Here is a 14,989-nt window from a genome sequence, read left to right as displayed (position 1 = left end):
TTACTTGGACCAGGGCCCGATGTCGTAGGCGAAGAACGCGCCCAACACCGCGAGCCATACCAAGGTCACCGGGATGAACACTTTCCAGCCCAGCCGCATGATCTGGTCGTAGCGATAACGCGGGAACGTCGCGCGGAACCACAGGTAACAGAACAGGAAGAACGACAGCTTCAGGAACAGCCAGTGGAAGCCCGGCGCGGTCAGGAAGCCCGGCAGCGGATAGCCCTCGAACGGCGACAGCCAGCCGCCGAAGAAGAAGATCGAGGTCAGCGCCGAAATCAGGATCATGTTCACGTACTCGGCGACGAAGAACACGGCGAACGCCATGCCCGAGTACTCGACGTGGAAGCCGGCGACGATTTCCGACTCGCCTTCCACCACGTCGAACGGCGCGCGGTTGGTTTCCGCGACGCCCGAAATGAAATAGACGACGAACAGCGGAATCATCCACCAGAAGAAGTAGCTGAAGTAGCCGCCCGACTGCCGCTCGATGATGTCACCGAGATTCAGCGAGCCCGCGGCCATCACGACGCCGACGAGCGCGAAGCCCATGGCGATTTCGTAGGCGACCATCTGCGCGGCGGCGCGCATGGCGCCCAGGAACGCGTATTTCGAGTTGGTCGCCCAACCCGCGAGGATCACGCCGTACACACCGGCAGAGCTCAGCGCGAGCAGATACAACAGGCCCGCGTTGATGTCGGCGACCGCGCCATCCGGCCACAGAGGAACGACCGCCCACGCAGCGAGCGCAGGAATCACGGCCAGCAGCGGCGCGATGATGAACAGGAACTTGTTCGACGACGAAGGAATGACGATTTCCTTCAGCATCAGCTTCAACACGTCCGCGAACGGCTGCAGCAAGCCGCCGGGGCCGACGCGATTCGGACCGATGCGCGCCTGGATCGAACCGATGACCCGACGCTCGGCCAGCGTCAGGAACGCCATCGTCAGAATCACGCTGATGAACAGAACCAACGCGACCACGCCGTAGAACACCACGGCGCGAATCCATTCCGGCAGGAATGGCAGGAGCGTGTTTACAAACTCAGGAACACCGTTCACGCGTTCTGCCCTCGCACTGTCTCGCGACCTTCACGCGTGTTCTGCAATGCCGCCGAGCGACGAACCATCGCATCGACTTGATAGATCGGAACGTCGCGCACGACCGTGGCTCCCGCCGTCTTCGCCTGCAACGTACGAGTTGCAGCCTTGGCAGTGAACGCGCCCGCTTCGTCGACGATCTTACGAATCTCCGCGGTGACCTGATCGGCCGCGGTGTATTCGAAGCCCGGCAGGTTGAGCAGATTGCCCAGCACGCGCAGGACCTTCCAACCCGGCCGCGCCTCGCCCACTGGCGACGCCGCGCCCGGCACGCTCTGCCAGCGACCTTCGAGATTCACATACGTGCCGGCCGTTTCGGCGAACGTGCCGATCGGCAACACGACATCGGCGAACTGAGCGGCGGTCGAATACGGCGACAGCGCGACGACGAACTCCGCGCCTTCAAACGCGGCACTCGCCGCATCAGAGGCGATATCGAGCTTGGGCTCGATGGCACCAAACACGATGTAGGCCTTGAGCTTGGCTGCCAGCATGTCGGCGACATTCAGGCCGGGCGCCGAAACTGCCTGACCACCCACCGTGCGACCCGGCAGGAAACCAACGATGTGCGCGCCGACGGCATTGCCGCCTTCCGGCAGATAACCGAGTGTCGCACCCGTCACTTCGGCCAGCGCGCTCGCCACCAGACGCAGATCGGCGAACGCCGGATCGCGCTGAGCGATCGCACCGAGCAGGATCAAACGACGCTCGCCTTCGCTCAGCTGCTGAGCAATGGCCTTGTGCGTGTCGTTCGGTTGAGCCTGACCGACCAGCGACGCGATCGACGCCGGCGCGGGCTTGCCGCTCGCATTGACCGCAGCCGCGGCCACAGCCACCAGATGATCGAGCGAGCCGATGCCGTTCGATGCGAGATAACCCGCGACTGGGAACAGATAGTCGTAACGCTGCGCGTTGATGAAGGACACCTTTCCGCCCTTCAACGCAGCCTTACGGATGCGATGCGCGAGCAGCGGCACTTCCTTACGAATGTTCGATCCAACAATCAACACCGAGTTGGCCGTCTCGAGATCTTTAATCGCCACGCCGAGCGAGGGGAACAACGGATCGCTCGCATCGTCGCGGAAGTCACTGCGACGCAGACGATGATCGAGGTTCGCGCTACCCAGGCCACGCGTGACACGCGCCAGCAGGTGCAACTCTTCGAGCGTCGAGTTCGGCGAAGCAATCGCGCCGATCTGTCCGCCGCCATGTTGTTTGGCGATGCGACCGAGCTTTTCAGCCACCTTCTGCAGCGCCGTTTCCCAATCCGTTTCCTGCAGCACGCCGTTCTCACGGATCGAAGGCTTCAGCAGACGATCGTCGCTGTAGATGCCCTGGTAGCTGAACCGATCGCGGTCGGCGATCCAGGTCTCGTTCACGTCCTCGTTGGCACGCGGCACGATGCGCATCACGCGACCACGCAGTACGTGCGCGTAGATGTTGGTGCCGACGGCATCGTGCGGAGAGATCAGCGGATGCTGAGTCATTTCCCAGGCACGCGCGCGATAACGGTACGGCTTGTTGTTCAACGCGCCGACCGGACACAGATCGATGATGTTGGCCGACAGCTCGTGATCGACACTCTTCTCGATGAACGTGCCGATCTCGGTCATTTCGCCGCGGCCCACCGTGCCCAGTTCCTGGAAGCCCTGCACGTCCTGCGTGAAACGCACGCAGCGGGTGCAGTGAATGCAGCGGGTCATGTCGGTGGAGACGAGCGGGCCGAGGTTCTTGTCTTTGACGACGCGTTTGCGCTCGCTGTAGCGGGAGATGTCACGACCGAAGCCCATCGCCAGATCCTGCAACTCACATTCGCCGCCCTGATCGCAGATCGGGCAGTCGAGCGGATGATTGATCAGCAGGAACTCCATCACGGCGCGCTGCGCGGCGATGGCTTTCGGGGACTTCGTGAACACCTTCATGCCTTCGGCGACCGGAGTCGCGCACGCCGGCATCGGCTTCGGCGCCTTCTCCACTTCCACCAGGCACATGCGGCAGTTGGCGGCGATCGGCAGTTTCTCGTGATAACAGAAACGCGGCACGTACACGTCGTTCGCGTCCGTCACCTGGATCACCATCTGACCCTTGCGCGCCTTCATCGGCACGCCGTTGACTTCAATGTTGACCTCGTCACTCATGCTTCGGTCTCAACTCAAGCGGCCTGCGGACGGCGATCTTTGTCGACCATGCTGTGGCCATGCTCGATCATGTATTCGAACTCGTGCCGGAAGTGCTTCATGAAGCTCTGCACCGGCCACGCGGCGGCGTCGCCGAAGGCGCAAATGGTGTGGCCTTCGATCTTGTTGGCGACATCGACCAGCATGTCCAGGTCCGACTTCTTGCCTTGGCCCGCCAGCATTCGTTTCAACAGGCGGTTCATCCAGCCGGTGCCTTCACGGCACGGCGTGCACTGGCCGCACGACTCGGCGTAATAGAAACGGGAGATGCGCTCGAGCGCCTTGACCATACAGGTCGAGTCGTCCATCACGATCATCGATCCGGTGCCGAGGCTCGAGCCGGCTTTGCGCACGCCGTCGTAATCCATCGTGGCCGCCATCATTGCTTCGGCGGGCACCACCGGCACGGACACGCCACCGGGAATCACGGCCTTCAACTTGTGACCGGTGCGCACACCGCCGCAGATCTCCAGCAGATCCTTGAACGGGATACCGAGCGGCAGCTCGATGTTCTGCGGCTTGTTCACGTGACCGGAGATCGAAAAGATCATGGTACCGCCGGCGTTCGGCACGCCCAGGTCGGTGAACCACTTCGGGCCGTTGCGCAGGATGGTCGGCACCGACGCGTAGCTCTGCGTGTTGTTGATCGTGGTCGGCTTGCCGTACAGACCGAAGTTCGCGGGGAACGGCGGCTTGAAACGCGGCCGGCCCTGCTTGCCTTCCAACGATTCCAGCAGTGCAGTTTCTTCGCCGCAGATATAAGCACCCGCGCCGACGAACGAATACAGATCGAAGTTAACGCCCGAGCCCAGCAGATTCCTGCCGAGCAGGCCCGCGGCATACGCTTCTTTCAACGCTTCTTCGAAACGCGGCACCGGCTCGTCGAGGAACTCGCCGCGGATGTAGTTGTAACCAACGGTGGCACCCATCGCGTAACCGCCGATGGCCATGCCTTCGATCAGCGCGTGCGGGTTGTAACGCAGGATGTCGCGGTCGTGGCAGGTGCCCGGCTCGCTCTCGTCCGAGTTACAGACGACGTACTTCTGCGGCGCCTTGCTCGGGAGCATGAAGCTCCACTTCATGCCGGTGGGAAAGCCCGCGCCGCCGCGACCACGCAGGCCGGAAGCCTTCACCTGATCGATGATGGATTCGGGCGTCGGCTTCTCGCGCAGGATCTTCTCCCACACTTCGTAGCCGCCGGTCTTCCGATAGGTATCGATCGACGACGGCTGATCCTTACCGAGCGTCGCGAAGCACACGAAGTTGCTCGCGTACTTGCCCAACAGCAGTTTGTTTGATTCGTCAGTCATGGTTGGCGATGGCTAGGTGTATCGCGCGGCGTTCGTTACTTGTGCCGATCCAGAATCTCGTCGATCTTCTCGGGCGTGAGATTCTCGTAGTACACGTGATCGACCATCATCATCGGCGCGTTGTTACACGCGGCCAGACATTCCTCTTCGCGCTTCAGGAAGAAGCGGCCGTCCGGGGTGCTCTCGCCCACCTTGATGCCGAGGCGCTTCTCGACGTGCGACAGCATGTCTTCACCGCCGCACAACATGCAGGAGATGTTGGTGCACACGGAGATGCTGTGGCGGCCGACCGGCTTGGTCTCGAACATCGAATAGAACGTCGCGACCTCGTACACCTGGATCGGCGGCAGGCCGATGTACTCGGCGACTGCGTCCATCGATTCCTTGGTGAGATAGCCGCCGATGTCGTGCTGAACCGCGCGCAGCGCGGCGATCACCGCCGAGCGCTTGCGATCCGGCGGGAACTTCGTCAGCCAGTGATCGATCTCATGACGGGCATGCTCGGAGAGCACGCCTTTGTAGCCGTGCGGCGCGTCGTGCGCGACGTTGCCGGTGTCGATTTCGTCCAGCTCCGGCGCGCTCTTGCCGCCGTCGTTGGAGCCTGGATCTTGCGTGCCGCTCATCGGTCAACTTCCCCGAATACGATGTCCTGCGTGCCGATCACGGCCACCACGTCCGCGAGCAGGTGGCCCTTCACCATCTCTTCCAGCGAGGCGAGATGCGCGAAGCCCGGCGCGCGGCACTTCAATCGATACGGTTTATTGGCACCGTCGGACACGAGATAAACACCGAATTCGCCTTTCGGCGCTTCCACGGCGGCGTAGGTCTCGCCCGCCGGCACGCAGTAACCTTCGGTGAACAATTTGAAGTGATGAATCAGCGATTCCATGTCGCCCTTCATCTCTTCGCGCTTCGGCGCGGCGACCTTGTGATCCTCGAGCATCACCGGGCCGGGGTTGGCACGCAGCCAGTCGACGCATTGTTTGATGATGCGGTTCGACTGACGCATCTCCTCGATGCGCACCAGATAACGATCGTAACAATCGCCGTTCAAGCCGACCGGAATGTCGAAGTCCATGCGGTCGTACACTTCGTACGGCTGCTTCTTGCGCAGGTCCCACTCGATCCCCGAGCCGCGCAGCATCGCGCCAGTGAAGCCGAGCTGCAGAGCGCGCTCCGGCGACACGACCCCGATGTTCACCGTGCGCTGTTTCCAAATGCGGTTGTCGGTGAGCAATGTTTCATACTCATCGACGTTGGCGGGAAAGCGCGCGACGAAGTCGTCGATGAAGTCGAGCATGCTGCCGCGCCGACGCTCGTTCAAACGATCCACGTCGGCCTGCGAGCGCCACTTCGACGGCTGATACTTCGGCATCGAATCCGGCAGGTCGCGATACACGCCGCCCGGACGATAGTAAGTCGCGTGCATGCGCGTGCCCGACACCGCCTCGTAGCAGTCCATCAGGTCTTCGCGCTCACGGAACGCATACAGGAAGACGGTCATCGCGCCGATGTCGAGGCCGTGCGCGCCGAGCCACATCAAGTGATTCAGGATGCGGGTGATCTCATCGAACATCACGCGGATGTATTGAGCGCGCTCCGGCACCTTGATGCCGAGCAGCTTCTCGATGGCCATCACGTAGGCGTGCTCGTTGCACATCATCGACACGTAGTCGAGACGATCCATGTAGCCGATCGATTGATTGAACGGCTTGGACTCGGCCAGCTTCTCGGTGCCCCGATGCAACAGCCCGATGTGCGGATCGGCCTTCTGGATGACTTCGCCATCCATCTCCAGCACCAGACGCAACACGCCGTGCGCGGCGGGATGCTGCGGGCCGAAGTTCAAAGTGAAATTGTGAATATCTGCCATGGCAACTGTCAGCGATTGGCGGGCGACACATCCGAGCCGACCGGCACTTCCTTGAGCACCTGGTCGTAACGGTTGTCTTCGCGAATGACACGCGGCACGAGCGTACGCGGCTCGATGCTCACCGGCTGGTACACCACTCGGCCCTTGGCCGGGTCGTACTTCACCTCGACGTTGCCGATCAGCGGGAAGTCCTTGCGGAACGGATGGCCGATGAAGCCGTAGTCGGTGAGGATGCGGCGCAGGTCCGGATGATTGCGGAACATGATGCCGTACATATCGAACGCTTCGCGCTCGAACCAGTTGGCGCCGGCCCAGATCTCGACGAGGGAGTCGATCACGGGCGGCTCGCCCTGGCCGGTGAAGCAGCGCAGACGCAGGCGCCAGTTGTTTGTAATCGAGAGCAGCTGATACGTGACCGCGAAGCGCGGCTTCGTGGTCTGCTCGCTCACATGTTCCTGGATGCGATTCACGCCGCGGCTGAAACCGGTGGCAGTGGAGGCGAGCGTGCTCCACTCTTCGCGGCCGTAATCGAGATAGTCGATGCCGGCCAGATCGATCAATTGCTCGAAGCCGAATTCGGTATTGTCGCGCAGCTCTTTACAGACGGCGAGCAGATTCGCGGCGTCGACTTCGAACGCGACTTCGTTCGGCAACGCCGGCAACGGCCGCAGCTCTTGAGCAAAGCGCGCCGTCAGTCGCGAGGCCAATGTCTCGGTACGTGAACTCATCGAAGTTCTACCTATGCCCGCCTTCAGCGAGCGATCGTGCTGGTGCGGCGGATCTTGTTCTGCAATTGCAGGATGCCGTACAGCAATGCTTCGGCACTCGGCGGGCAGCCCGGCACGTACACATCGACCGGCACGATCCGGTCGCAGCCGCGCACTACCGCGTACGAGTAATGGTAATAACCGCCGCCGTTGGCGCAGGAACCCATCGAGATCACCCAGCGGGGCTCGGGCATCTGGTCGTAGACCTTACGCAACGCCGGCGCCATCTTGTTCACCAGGGTGCCGGCCACGATCATCACGTCGGACTGACGCGGGCTGGGGCGGAACACCACGCCGAAGCGGTCCAAGTCATAGCGAGCCGCGCCTGCATGCATCATTTCGACGGCACAGCAAGCCAGACCGAAAGTCATCGGCCACATCGAACCGGTGCGCGCCCAGTTCATGAGCGAGTCGACCGTGGTGGTCATGAAGCCGCGTTGAGTTACCGCGGCATCCGGCGTTTCCGCCGTGGGAGCCGTCAATCCCATTCCAACGCCCCTTTCTTCCACTCGTACACGAAGCCCACCACCAGGACAGCCAAGAACACGCCCATGGCAGCGAGCCCCACCATGCCGACCGCATCGAGCGCCACCGCCCACGGGAACAGGAAGGCGATTTCCAGGTCGAACACGATGAACAGAATCGCCACCAGGTAATAGCGCACGTCGAACTTCATGCGCGTATCGGAATAAGCCTCGAAGCCGCACTCGTAAGCGGACAGTTTTTCGGCGTCGGGTTTGCGGGGTCCGAGCAGGAAGCCCAGACCGATGAGCACGGAGCCGAGCACGGCGGCCACGCCCAGAAAGATCAGGATGGGAACGTAGTTCTGCAACATCACGTAAGCTGCTGACGCGCCGGGTCCGGCGGCGGCGCGCATTGTATCAGGACGGTCCGAAAAGGGTTCTATAAGAATTGCACGAAGGCAGCCTTCTTAATGCAAGAACCCCGGCGAAAACACTCGAAAGAACTGGTGCGGCTGAGAGGACTCGAACCTCCACGGATTGCTCCACTACCACCTCAAAGTAGCGTGTCTACCAGTTCCACCACAGCCGCACTTGTAATCGACTTTCGAGGCTTCTCGCTTTTACTGTTTGGGCGGTTCGTTCGGGGCCGGTTGAGGAGCCGGTTCCGAGGGCGTTTCGACCGCCTGGTCGGCAGGCGGAACGGCCGGCGTGGTCGCGGGCAGCTCCGGTGCCTTGTCCTGCAAATTCACACGATCGATCACGCTCTTCGGCGCGGCCGGCGTGCGGCCACCCATGTACGCCAGCGACAGGCTGGTCACGATGAACAGCGCCGCGAGCGTCGCCGTGGTACGCGACAGGAACGACGCCGAGCCACGAGCACCGAACACGGTGCCCGACGCGCCCGCGCCGAAGCCGGCGCCCGCATCGGCGCCCTTGCCTCGCTGGAGTAACACCAGCGCCACAATGGCCGCGGCGATCAACAGGTGAATAATCACCACCGCCGAATGTAACCAGTTCATACGATTCAATTCCGCTCTTAGTGAGCCTGGGCCGCCGCGCAGATCTTCAAGAACTCATCTGCCTTCAGCGACGCGCCACCGATCAGTCCACCGTCGACATCGGGCATCGCGAAGATCTCCTTCGCATTGCCGGCTTTCACGCTGCCGCCGTATAGCACCTGCAAACGGGCCGCGATATTAGCATCACGAGCCGCCACCTCGGCGCGAATATGTGCGTGAACTTCCTGCGCCTGCTCCGGCGTCGCGTTCTTGCCCGTGCCGATCGCCCAGACCGGCTCGTACGCGAGTACCGCCTGCTGGAGCGCGCCCGGGACCGCCACATCCAATACCGCCTTCAACTGCCGGGAGACCACTTGCATGGTCTGCCCTTTTTCCCGCTCTTCGAGCGTTTCGCCGACGCAGAGGATCGGGATCAGACCCTGCGCTTGCGCCGCCAGGAACTTACGCGCCACCAGCGCATCGTCCTCGCGGTAGATCGTGCGCCGCTCGGAGTGGCCCACGATCACGTACGTGCAACCAACGTCCTTCAGCATGGCCGCCGAGGCCTCGCCGGTGAACGCACCGATCTGCTCGGCACAGCACGTCTGCGCGCCCAGCTTCACGATCGAATCCTTCAACAACCGCCCGACTTCCCAGAGGTAGACATTGGGCGGACACACGGCGATATCGACCGGCACTTGCCCGGGCAACCCCAGCAGCAGGCCTTCGATCAACTCGGCGTTCTGCGCGCGCGAGCCGTGCATCTTCCAATTCCCGGCGATGAATGGCCGTCGCATGGGCAGTACCTCCACAGTTGGGTCTTCGTCGCCCCCCTGCGAAGGGCGCGGAAGCTTAGCGGCGAGTCAGCGCGAAATCAAACGGAAACCGTGAGTTAGGGCGAAAAAACTAGCCCGCGGCAACCTTCTGTTCCGCGGCCGCCGCCACCACACTGGCCAATTCCCGGCAGATCTCACGGACCAGCTTTTCGTCCCTGCCTTCGACCATGACGCGGATCACGGGTTCAGTGCCCGACGGACGCAGCACGATGCGGCCGGTGCCGGCCAGCCTGGCCTCGGCGCGCGCCACCGCCTCCTTGATCTGCGAGGAGCTGAACGGGTCGATCTTCTTCGCGACCCGCACGTTCTCCATCACCTGCGGATACTTCGGCATCGGCGCGGCCAGCTCGGCCAGGCTGCCGCCGGTTTCTTTCATGATCGCCAGCACCTGCAACGCGCTGATCAGCGCGTCGCCGGTCGTGGTGTGATCCAGGCACAGCAGATGGCCCGAAGTCTCGCCGCCCAGCGTGCCGCCGGTCTCCTTCAGCAGCTCCATCACGTAACGGTCGCCGACCTTGGCGCGACGGAATTCGATGCCCTCTTTCTGCAGCGAATGTTCCAGCCCCAGATTGCTCATCACGGTGCCGACCACTGGCCCCTTCAGCAAACCCTTCTGTTTGCGGGCGCGCGCGATGATGTACAGCAGTTGATCGCCGTCGACGGTGCGGCCGAGGTTGTCGACCATCACCAATCGATCGCCGTCGCCATCGAGCGCGATGCCCGCCTGCGCCTGCACGCCCGGCACCGTGAGCTGTAACAAGCTCGGCGAGGTGGAGCCGCAATTCAGATTGATGTTCCGGCCGTTCGGCGAGGAGCCGATCGGCACGATTTCGGCGCCGAGATCGGCGAGGATGCGCGGACCGACTTTGTAACCGGCGCCGTTCGCGCAATCGATCACCAGCTTGAAGCCCGACAGATCCAGGCCCGGCACGGTGCTCATCACGAACTCCTGATAACGCACGCGCGACTTGTCGACGCGGGTGGCGCGGCCCAGATCGCTGGAGCTGCGGGTCACGGGCGGCTCGTCCAGATATTGCTCGATCTGCGCTTCGATCTCGTCGCTCAGCTTGCCGCCGTTGCGATCGAAGAACTTGATGCCGTTGTCTTCGTACGGATTGTGAGAGGCGCTGATGACCACGCCGAAGTCACATTCGAAACGTTTGGTGAGATACGCGATGCCCGGCGTGGGCAGCGGGCCGATCAACATCACGTTCACGCCCGAGGCGACGAAGCCCGCTTCGAGCGCGGCTTCGAACATGTAGCCGGAGATTCGCGTGTCCTTGCCGACCAGCACCGTGCCGCCCTTCGGCGCCAGCACACGCGCCGCCGAGCTCGCCAGCTTCAATGCGAATTCCACGGTCAGCGGATGTTCGCCAACGCGGCCACGCACGCCATCGGTGCCAAAGTATTTACGGCTCAAAGCTGCTCCCTCGAAGGCTTAGTTTTCAATCGGCCCGCGTGCGACAAAACCGGCGGCGCGTAGGGCCTGGGCGACTTTGACGGCATCCACCGTCTCGGCCACGTCGTGGACGCGAAGGATACCAGCCCCCGCCAGCACGGCGGCGGTAGCCACTGCCAGCCCGCCAGCGAGGCGCTGCTCCACCGGCCGGCCCAGCAGGGCCTGGAACATGGATTTACGCGATACGCCCACCAGCAGCGGCAGGCCCGAGCGTCCCAGTTCGGGCAGATGCGCCAGGAGGGCGAGATTATGCTCAAGGCGCTTACCGAAACCGATACCGGGATCAAGAACCAGGCGGTCGCGGCCGATGCCGGCAGCTTGGCAGGCCTCGGCCCGCTGCTCCAGGAATGCCGTCACTTCCCCTACTACGTCGTCATAGCGTGGCTCGTGCTGCATGGTCCGGGGCTGTCCCTGCATGTGCATCAGACAGACGGCCGCGTCCGTTCGGGCGGCGGCATCCAAGGCTCCCGGCTCCTGCAGAGCGCGAACGTCGTTGATCAAACTCGCGCCAGCGGCGACGGCGGCGGACATGACGGCGGCTTTGCTGGTGTCGATGGAGAGGGGAATCGAGGTACGAGCGACGAGCGCTTCGATCACGGGCACGACGCGGCGGATCTCTTCTGCTTCGCTCACATCGGCGGCGCCGGGTCGCGTGGATTCACCGCCCACGTCGATCATGCCGGCGCCCTGCTCGATCATACGGAGCGCATGGTCGACGGCGCGTGACACATCGATGAACCTGCCGCCGTCGGAGAATGAATCCGGCGTGACATTGAGGATGCCCATCACGATCGGATGGGAGAGATCGAGCGTGTGAGTGCCGCAGCGAAGCTGCATGGAGTGGTCCCGCTGAAACGGAAAGAGGCGCGTTGCCGCGCCTCTCTCCAACTACCCGATTGCCTGGCGCCGCTTAGTGCTGGCTGGCCGGCTTGCCGATCGGAGCTTCGCTGCCCTTCTCGCGCTCGCGGCCCTTGCCGCTGCCATTGCCACCGAACGGCGCGCCGCTGTCGTCCCAGCCGGCGGGCGGCTTCGGATCGCGACCTTCCATGATGTCCTTGATCTGAGTCTCGTCGATGGTCTCGTACTTGATCAGGGCCTCGGACATCTTGTGCAGCTTGTCCAGGTTCGACTCGAGGATGTCCTTGGCACGCTTGTAGTTGGTGTCGATGAGATAACGCACTTCCTCATCGATGGCGTGCGCGGTCACATCGGACACCTGCTTGTGCTGCGTGACCTGGCGGCCCAGGAACACTTCGCCCTGGTCCTCGCTGTACGTCAGCGGGCCGAGCTTGTTCGACAAGCCCCACTTCGTGACCATGTTGCGGGCGATTTCGGTCGCGCGCTCGATGTCGTTCGAAGCGCCGGTCGTGATCGACTCGGGTCCGAAGATGATTTCCTCGGCGATACGGCCGCCAAACAGCGTGCTGATGCGGCTCTCGAGACGACGCTTGCTGGTGCTGTAACGGTCCGCTTCCGGCAGGAACATCGTCACGCCCAGCGCGCGACCGCGCGGGATGATGGTGACCTTGTAGACCGGATCGTGCTCGGGCACCGTCAAGCCGATGATGGCGTGCCCCGCCTCGTGATACGCGGTGAGCTTCTTCTCCTGCTCGTCCATGACCATGGAGCGGCGCTCGGCGCCCATCATGATCTTGTCCTTGGCGCGCTCGAACTCATCCATGGTCACTGTGCGACGGTTGGCACGAGCGGCGAACAACGCAGCTTCGTTGACGAGGTTGGCGAGGTCGGCACCCGAGAAACCCGGCGTACCGCGCGCGATCACCTGCGGCTTCACATCTTCAGCCAGCGGCAGCTTGCGCATGTGGACCTTGAGGATCTGCTCACGACCGCGCACGTCCGGCAGCGGCACCACGACCTGACGATCGAAGCGACCCGGACGCAGCAGCGCCGGATCCAGCACGTCGGGACGGTTGGTGGCGGCGATGACGATCACGCCCTCGGTGCCTTCGAAGCCGTCCATCTCGACCAGCAACTGGTTCAAGGTCTGTTCGCGCTCATCGTGACCGCCGCCCAGGCCGGCGCCACGATGCCGACCGACGGCGTCGATTTCGTCGATGAAGATGATGCACGGCGCGTGCTTCTTGGCCTGGTCGAACATGTCACGCACGCGGCTCGCGCCCACGCCGACGAACATTTCGACGAAGTCGGAACCGGAAATCGTGAAGAACGGGACCTTGGCTTCGCCGGCGATGGCGCGGGCGAGCAGCGTCTTACCGGTACCGGGCGAGCCGACCATCAGCACGCCACGCGGAATCTTGCCGCCCAGGCGCTGGAACTTGCCCGGGTCTTTCAGGAACTCGACGATCTCGACCACTTCTTCCTTGGCTTCGTCCACGCCCGCGACATCGGCGAAAGTGACCTGTACCTGGTCCTCGCCGAGCAGTCGTGCGCGACTCTTGCCGAAGGACATGGCCCCCCTGCCGCCGGCACCGCCCTGCATCTGGCGCATGAAGTACACCCACACCGCGATCAGCAGCAGGATGGGGAAGGAAGAGATGAACAGCTGCATCAGGAACGACTGCCGCTCGGGCGCCGCTCCGGAGAATTTGACGTTGTTCTCGATCAGCGTGCCGATCAGCTCGGAGTTTTCCGTCTCGGGATTGTTGACGGTGAACTGCTCGCCGTTGGCCCGCACACCGCGGATCACGTCGGTAGTCTTGTTGAGGGTGACTTCGGCGATGCCGCCATCCTTCACCTGCTGCAGGAAGGTGGAATACGGCATCTCCTGCACTCCGCCGGATCGCGCACTGAAGTTGCTGACCACGGTGGCCACAACTACGGCGATGACGATCCAGAGTACGATGTTCTTGGCTAGGTCGTTCAAAGTCCCATCCTCGTGCGTCCCGTCCTCTTGACCTTGGGGCCGCAGCCTGGAAGTAAATAAGTAGGCGCGAATGACACTACACCACCGGACCGGGACGCGCCATAACCGACTCCCCGATCCTTATCAACCTTAAAAGTAAGATCTTCCAGGTTAAGCCTTAAAGTCCCGGCCCAGCAGGTAAAGTTCCGAACTTCGTTGCCGCGAGGCGTCCGGTTTACGCACCTTGACCGAGCCGAAGCTCGCCCGGAGCGCCTTCACGAACGGCTGAAAGTGCCGGCCCTGGAATACCTTGACCAGGAAATCACCGCCGGGCCGTAGCCGTTGACGGGCAAAATCCAGAGAAAGTTCAACCAGATGCATCGAACGATCATGGTCCACATCGGCAATGCCGGTGGTATTGGGGGCCATATCGGACATTACAAGCTGCGGGCGCTCCGCCCCGATCATTTGTTCCAGCTGTTCCAGCACCAAATCATCGGAGAAGTCGCCCTGCAGGAAATCGACGCCGACGATGGCATCCATGGGCAGGATATCCAGCGCCACGATCCGGCCCTTGCCCTGGAGCAATTTCGCAGCCAGCTGACTCCAGCCGCCCGGAGCCGCGCCCAGATCGACGATCGTCATACCCGGACGGATCAGCCGATCGGCGCGCTGAATCTCGTCCAGCTTGAACACGGCACGCGAGCGATAGCCCATCTGCCGTGCCTGCTTTACGTACGGGTCGCTCTCATGTTCGGCAAGCCATTCCCGGCTCGATTTAGTACGCTTAGCCATGACTTCAGCTCAGCAGCTTTCCGAAAAGCAGAAAAAGTACCTCCGTGGCCTCGCCCATGGCCGCGATCCCATCATTCTCATCGGCTCGGGCGGCCTGTCCGCCGGGGTCTCGAAGGAATTCGACGTCGCACTCGGCGCCCACGAGTTGGTGAAAGTGAAAGCCCGCGTCGGCGATCGTGAGGAGCGGGACAACATTCTCGCCGAACTGGCCAAACAAAGCGGCAGTTCTTTGGTACAGCGCATCGGCAACGTGGGTGTGTTCTATCGTCCGCACAAGGACAAGCCGAAGATCATTCTGCCGGCGGAATGATTGAAAACTCGGGATCGGGCATGCTGCCACGACCCTCGTGCGAGTCGGCAAAAGGCGTGACTTTTGCCTCTCGCT

15 protein-coding genes and 1 tRNA gene are annotated in these 14,989 nt (G+C 62.6%); 1 reads left to right on the top strand and 15 read right to left on the bottom strand.

What is annotated here, in order from left to right:
- From nuoH to rlmE, 15 genes are all read right to left on the bottom strand, one after another.
- Positions 1-1,008 carry an NADH-quinone oxidoreductase subunit NuoH gene (gene nuoH / locus EKO19_RS23105; RefSeq protein ID WP_217705610.1) on the bottom strand — a complete coding sequence of 336 codons (1,008 nt, stop codon included), beginning with the start codon at positions 1,006-1,008 and terminating at the stop codon, positions 1-3.
- 50 nt (positions 1,009-1,058) lie between these two features.
- Positions 1,059-3,239 carry an NADH-quinone oxidoreductase subunit NuoG gene (nuoG, locus tag EKO19_RS23100; protein ID WP_129778983.1) on the bottom strand — a complete coding sequence of 727 codons (2,181 nt, stop codon included), beginning with the start codon at positions 3,237-3,239 and terminating at the stop codon, positions 1,059-1,061.
- Between the two features lie 14 nt (positions 3,240-3,253).
- Entirely contained in the window at positions 3,254-4,588 is a 1,335-nt protein-coding gene (gene nuoF, locus EKO19_RS23095; protein WP_129778981.1) for an NADH-quinone oxidoreductase subunit NuoF, read from the bottom strand.
- A 35-nt stretch (positions 4,589-4,623) separates the two neighbouring features.
- Entirely contained in the window at positions 4,624-5,211 is a 588-nt protein-coding gene (nuoE, locus tag EKO19_RS23090; RefSeq protein ID WP_129778979.1) for an NADH-quinone oxidoreductase subunit NuoE, read from the bottom strand.
- Positions 5,208-6,461, bottom strand: a complete 1,254-nt coding sequence (locus EKO19_RS23085) for an NADH-quinone oxidoreductase subunit D (protein ID WP_129778977.1) — start codon at positions 6,459-6,461, stop codon at positions 5,208-5,210. Before EKO19_RS23085 ends, nuoE begins: the two co-directional genes overlap by 4 nt.
- An 8-nt stretch (positions 6,462-6,469) precedes the next feature.
- Positions 6,470-7,189 (bottom strand): NADH-quinone oxidoreductase subunit C, encoded by a 720-nt coding sequence (locus tag EKO19_RS23080; protein WP_129778975.1) that lies wholly within the window; start codon positions 7,187-7,189, stop codon positions 6,470-6,472.
- 23 nt (positions 7,190-7,212) lie between these two features.
- Entirely contained in the window at positions 7,213-7,716 is a 504-nt protein-coding gene (locus tag EKO19_RS23075; protein WP_129778973.1) for a NuoB/complex I 20 kDa subunit family protein, read from the bottom strand.
- Positions 7,707-8,063 (bottom strand): NADH-quinone oxidoreductase subunit A, encoded by a 357-nt coding sequence (locus EKO19_RS23070; protein WP_129780224.1) that lies wholly within the window; start codon positions 8,061-8,063, stop codon positions 7,707-7,709. The genes EKO19_RS23075 and EKO19_RS23070 overlap by 10 nt, the downstream gene beginning before the upstream one ends.
- A gap of 133 nt (positions 8,064-8,196) precedes the next feature.
- Positions 8,197-8,281 (bottom strand) — tRNA-Leu (locus EKO19_RS23065).
- Between the two features lie 31 nt (positions 8,282-8,312).
- Entirely contained in the window at positions 8,313-8,711 is a 399-nt protein-coding gene (secG, locus tag EKO19_RS23060; protein ID WP_129778971.1) for a preprotein translocase subunit SecG, read from the bottom strand.
- A 17-nt stretch (positions 8,712-8,728) separates the two neighbouring features.
- Positions 8,729-9,487 carry a triose-phosphate isomerase gene (gene tpiA / locus EKO19_RS23055; RefSeq protein WP_129778969.1) on the bottom strand — a complete coding sequence of 253 codons (759 nt, stop codon included), beginning with the start codon at positions 9,485-9,487 and terminating at the stop codon, positions 8,729-8,731.
- A 109-nt stretch (positions 9,488-9,596) separates the two neighbouring features.
- Entirely contained in the window at positions 9,597-10,946 is a 1,350-nt protein-coding gene (glmM, locus tag EKO19_RS23050) for a phosphoglucosamine mutase (protein ID WP_129778967.1), read from the bottom strand.
- Positions 10,947-10,964: 18 nt separating this feature from the next.
- Positions 10,965-11,822 (bottom strand): dihydropteroate synthase, encoded by an 858-nt coding sequence (gene folP, locus EKO19_RS23045; RefSeq protein WP_129778965.1) that lies wholly within the window; start codon positions 11,820-11,822, stop codon positions 10,965-10,967.
- Positions 11,823-11,895: 73 nt separating this feature from the next.
- A complete protein-coding gene (gene ftsH / locus EKO19_RS23040) occupies positions 11,896-13,830 on the bottom strand; it encodes an ATP-dependent zinc metalloprotease FtsH (RefSeq protein ID WP_129778963.1) in 1,935 nt (644 codons plus the stop codon).
- Between the two features lie 150 nt (positions 13,831-13,980).
- Positions 13,981-14,604, bottom strand: a complete 624-nt coding sequence (rlmE, locus tag EKO19_RS23035) for a 23S rRNA (uridine(2552)-2'-O)-methyltransferase RlmE (RefSeq protein WP_129778961.1) — start codon at positions 14,602-14,604, stop codon at positions 13,981-13,983.
- Here rlmE and yhbY point away from each other — a divergent pair.
- Entirely contained in the window at positions 14,603-14,914 is a 312-nt protein-coding gene (gene yhbY, locus EKO19_RS23030) for a ribosome assembly RNA-binding protein YhbY (protein WP_129778960.1), read from the top strand. The two genes, rlmE and yhbY, sit on opposite strands and share 2 nt — an antisense overlap.
- Positions 14,915-14,989 lie beyond the last annotated feature (75 nt).

The organism is Peristeroidobacter soli (assembly GCF_004138485.1).
Taxonomy (GTDB): Bacteria; Pseudomonadota; Gammaproteobacteria; order Steroidobacterales; family Steroidobacteraceae; genus Steroidobacter; species Steroidobacter soli.
Note: the sequence above shows the minus strand (reverse complement) of the source record. Positions and strands in the feature narration are given on the sequence as shown.

Bases quoted from the DNA above. Each gene is read 5' to 3' on its own strand.
- nuoG (WP_129778983.1), bottom strand. From the start codon at position 3,239: ATGAGTGACGAGGTCAACATTGAAGTCAACGGCGTGCCGATGAAGGCG.
- nuoF (WP_129778981.1), bottom strand. From the start codon at position 4,588: ATGACTGACGAATCAAACAAACTGCTGTTGGGCAAGTACGCGAGCAAC.
- nuoE (WP_129778979.1), bottom strand. From the start codon at position 5,211: ATGAGCGGCACGCAAGATCCAGGCTCCAACGACGGCGGCAAGAGCGCG.
- EKO19_RS23085 (WP_129778977.1), bottom strand. From the start codon at position 6,461: ATGGCAGATATTCACAATTTCACTTTGAACTTCGGCCCGCAGCATCCC.
- EKO19_RS23080 (WP_129778975.1), bottom strand. From the start codon at position 7,189: ATGAGTTCACGTACCGAGACATTGGCCTCGCGACTGACGGCGCGCTTT.
- EKO19_RS23075 (WP_129778973.1), bottom strand. From the start codon at position 7,716: ATGGGATTGACGGCTCCCACGGCGGAAACGCCGGATGCCGCGGTAACT.
- EKO19_RS23070 (WP_129780224.1), bottom strand. From the start codon at position 8,063: ATGTTGCAGAACTACGTTCCCATCCTGATCTTTCTGGGCGTGGCCGCC.
- secG (WP_129778971.1), bottom strand. From the start codon at position 8,711: ATGAACTGGTTACATTCGGCGGTGGTGATTATTCACCTGTTGATCGCC.
- tpiA (WP_129778969.1), bottom strand. From the start codon at position 9,487: ATGCGACGGCCATTCATCGCCGGGAATTGGAAGATGCACGGCTCGCGC.
- folP (WP_129778965.1), bottom strand. From the start codon at position 11,822: ATGCAGCTTCGCTGCGGCACTCACACGCTCGATCTCTCCCATCCGATC.
- yhbY (WP_129778960.1), top strand. From the start codon at position 14,603: ATGACTTCAGCTCAGCAGCTTTCCGAAAAGCAGAAAAAGTACCTCCGT.
- rlmE (WP_129778961.1), bottom strand. From the start codon at position 14,604: ATGGCTAAGCGTACTAAATCGAGCCGGGAATGGCTTGCCGAACATGAG.